Origin of the sequence: Bradyrhizobium manausense (assembly GCF_001440035.1) — a bacterium.
GTDB classification, from domain to species: Bacteria; Pseudomonadota; Alphaproteobacteria; order Rhizobiales; family Xanthobacteraceae; genus Bradyrhizobium; species Bradyrhizobium manausense.
Map to the genome: position 1 here is coordinate 421350 of NZ_LJYG01000108.1, position 2848 is coordinate 424197.

General features: G+C 63.9%; 5 protein-coding genes. 2 read left to right on the forward strand and 3 right to left on the reverse strand.

Annotation, left to right across the window (positions count from 1 at the left end; translation table 11 throughout):
• A partial coding sequence (locus tag AOQ71_RS32090; protein WP_162268435.1) for a peptidoglycan-binding domain-containing protein occupies nt 1-483 on the forward strand: 483 nt, incomplete at its 5' end.
• Between the two features lie 224 nt (nt 484-707).
• Here the strand turns inward: AOQ71_RS32090 and AOQ71_RS32095 are convergent.
• Both AOQ71_RS32095 and cysK read right to left on the reverse strand, forming a co-directional pair.
• Nucleotides 708-947 carry a BrnA antitoxin family protein gene (locus tag AOQ71_RS32095; RefSeq protein ID WP_057755646.1) on the reverse strand — a complete coding sequence of 80 codons (240 nt, stop codon included), beginning with the start codon at nt 945-947 and terminating at the stop codon, nt 708-710.
• Nucleotides 948-950: 3 nt separating this feature from the next.
• Nucleotides 951-1940 (reverse strand): cysteine synthase A, encoded by a 990-nt coding sequence (gene cysK, locus AOQ71_RS32100; protein ID WP_057755647.1) that lies wholly within the window; start codon nt 1938-1940, stop codon nt 951-953.
• Between the two features lie 222 nt (nt 1941-2162).
• Between cysK and AOQ71_RS32105 the strand changes: the two genes are divergently transcribed.
• The gene (locus AOQ71_RS32105) at nt 2163-2381 is read left to right on the forward strand and encodes a hypothetical protein (protein ID WP_057755648.1); all 219 of its coding nucleotides are present in this window, start codon (nt 2163-2165) and stop codon (nt 2379-2381) included.
• Here AOQ71_RS32105 and AOQ71_RS48920 read toward each other — a convergent pair.
• A partial coding sequence (locus AOQ71_RS48920) for a tRNA-ribosyltransferase family protein (protein ID WP_245317287.1) occupies nt 2378-2848 on the reverse strand: 471 nt, incomplete at its 5' end. The genes AOQ71_RS32105 and AOQ71_RS48920 overlap by 4 nt on opposite strands.

Sequence of the window (2848 nt, forward strand, 5' to 3'; positions counted from 1 at the left end):
GCAATGGCGCGGCTCGCGGCGATCCAGAACGGTCCGTCGACCACGACCCGCAACCTCAATGCCGGCGTCGATCCCGCAACTTTCACCGACGACGCCACCCAGCTCACCGAGGACCAGATCGGCCTCGACAAGGGTCAGCGCCGAGACGTGCAGCGCCGCCTCACCGGCCTCGGCTTCGACACCAAGGTCACCGGTGTGTTCAGCGACGAGACCCGCTCGGTGCTCAAGCGCTGGCAGGCCGCCCGCGGCTATCCGTCGACGGGCTTCCTCAACAAGCTCCAGCACAAGGCCCTGTTGTCCGAGATCGTCGCGACGACGACCGTGAGCGATGACAGCGCGAAGCCGGCCCGGCGCGCGGCGCCAGCGCCAGCACAGGCGCAGAGCGCACCGGTTCAGCATCGCAACAGCGGTGGCGGCGACGCGGGTGCGGCCTTCGTGGGCGGCGTGGTCGGCGGCATGATGGGCGGCATGTTCCGCCGCTGAACCGCAAAGCCCGATCGCAAATACAAAAGCCCGGCTCACGCCGGGCTTTTTCTTTGCTCTCCTCGGTCAAGGCAGAAGGAAAATGCTGCCGCAGGCTTCGCCATTGCGAGCGAAGCAATCCTGAATCCCTCCGCGGCAATAGTCTGGATTGCTTCGTCGCAAGAGCTCCTCGCAATGACGAGGAAAGAGGCGTGCCTTACACGGACGTATGGGGCCGCGGAGATTTACTTCCCCGCCGCCTTGCGCAGCGCCTCGTTGATGCGGTCCTGCCAGCCGGGGCCGCCTTCCTGGAAATGCTCGAGCACGTCCTGATCGATCCGCAGCGTCACCTGCTCCTTGATCCCGGGTGCCACGTTTTTCTTCGGCGGCGGCTCCGCCACTTTAGCCGTCACCTTCTTGAACGCCGCCTCGGCTTCAGTGCGCGCGTCGCCCAATGTCCGCGGTCGCCTCGGTTGATCCGCCATCCCTCAGATTCCTTCAAACAGAGCCGTCGAAAGATAGCGCTCGGAGAAGGACGGCACGACCGCCAAAATGGTTTTTCCCGCAGCTTCCGGCCGCTTGCCGATCTCGAGCGCGGCGGCGATCGCGGCACCGGAGGAAATGCCGCCCGGAATGCCCTCATGCCGCGCCAGCGCGCGCGACGTTTCGATCGCGGTCGTCGAGTTGATCTTCACGATCTCGTCGATCACGGAGCGGTCGAGAATGTCGGGTACGAAGCCCGCGCCGATACCCTGGATCTTGTGCGGGGTGTGGGTGCCCCCCGATAGCACCGGGCTCTCCTCGGGCTCGACTGCGACCACCCGCAAGGACGGCTTTCGCGGCTTCAGAACCTGACCGACGCCGGTGATGGTGCCGCCGGTGCCGACGCCGGCGACGAAGTAGTCGATATTGCCTGATGTGTCGTTCCAGATCTCTTCCGCCGTGGTGCGGCGATGCACCTCCGGATTGGCGAGGTTCTTGAACTGCTGCGGCATCACCGAGTTCGGCGTCGTCTTCAACAGCTCTTCGGCGGTCGCGATCGCGCCCTTCATGCCCTGCGCCGCCGGCGTCAGCACCAGCTCGGCGCCGAGGAACGCCAGCATCTTGCGCCGCTCGATCGACATGGATTCCGGCATCACCAGCTTCAGACGGTAACCGCGTGACGCCGCGACGAAGGCGAGCGCGATGCCGGTATTGCCTGACGTCGGCTCGATCAGCACCGTGTCGGGCTTGACGATGCCCGCCTTCTCCATGGCGATGATCATGGCGGCACCGATACGGTCCTTCACGCTGGCGGCCGGATTGAAATATTCGAGCTTTGCCAGAACCGTCGCGTTGACGCCGCGCATGCCCGGCAACCGGCGCAGGCGAACGATCGGCGTGTCGCCGAAAGCCTCGACGATCGAGTCGTAGATCCGGCCGCGACCGGGTTGGTGCGCTGCACCCATCTTTGCAACCTTCTCGGACGATGCGTCCATGTTGAACTCCCTGTGGCAGCAATTACGCTTCTCGCGCAGCGTTTGCGCAGTTACGGACAGCTGGTGACGACACGCAAGCGACAATGCGGCACATGTTAAATACGCTGCATCGCAAAATCGCGTGAGCACTAATTAGCAGAAAATCAACGCATTCGTGTTGCGACCTCGTCAACTGATTCTGTTTATGTTAGACTTAGGTCTCAAAGCAGGGAGGTCACCACGATGTCAGCAGTCGCTGAAGTGTTGTCGACCGTCGCGGCAAGGCGTGATCCGCGTTGTAGCGAGTTGCCCACCTGTCCCGTCTGCGCCGATTCCATGGTCGCCGCTGAAGCGTCCGCCTACGTCTCGGATCACATGATCTCGTATCTCTGGACCTGTGACAATTGCGGCTACGGTTTCGTGACCAAGCATGCCGTCAAGCAGCGGATCGTGTGCAACTAGCGCGGGGCGATGTCGCCCCTCGCCCAGTCCTCGCGTGTACGCCGATAGAACTCGTCGAATGTACCGCGTGCGATCGCGTCCCTGATGCCCTGCATCAGGGACTGGTAGTAGGCGATATTGATTTCGGACAGCAGCATCGCCCCCAGCGTCTCGCCCGCCTTGACGAGATGGTGCAGATAGGCGCGTGCGCAATTGCGCGTTGATGGCCACGCACTCTCCTCGTCGAGCGGACGCGGATCGTCGGCGTGGCGGGCGTTGCGCAAATTGACCTGGCCGAAGCGGGTGAAGGCGACGCCGTGGCGGCCATTCCGCGTCGGCATCACGCAATCGAACATGTCGACACCGCGTTTCACCGCCTCGAGAATGTCGTCGGGCGTGCCGACGCCCATGAGGTACCGCGGCCGGTCGGCCGGCAGCGCCGGCGCCGTCTCGTCGATCATCGCCAGCATCACGGCCTGCGGCTCGCC

Coding starts and splice junctions, on each gene's coding strand:
- cysK (WP_057755647.1), bottom strand. CDS start 1,940: ATGGACGCATCGTCCGAGAAGGTTGCAAAGATGGGTGCAGCGCACCAA.
- AOQ71_RS32105 (WP_057755648.1), top strand. CDS start 2,163: ATGTCAGCAGTCGCTGAAGTGTTGTCGACCGTCGCGGCAAGGCGTGAT.
- AOQ71_RS32095 (WP_057755646.1), bottom strand. CDS start 947: ATGGCGGATCAACCGAGGCGACCGCGGACATTGGGCGACGCGCGCACT.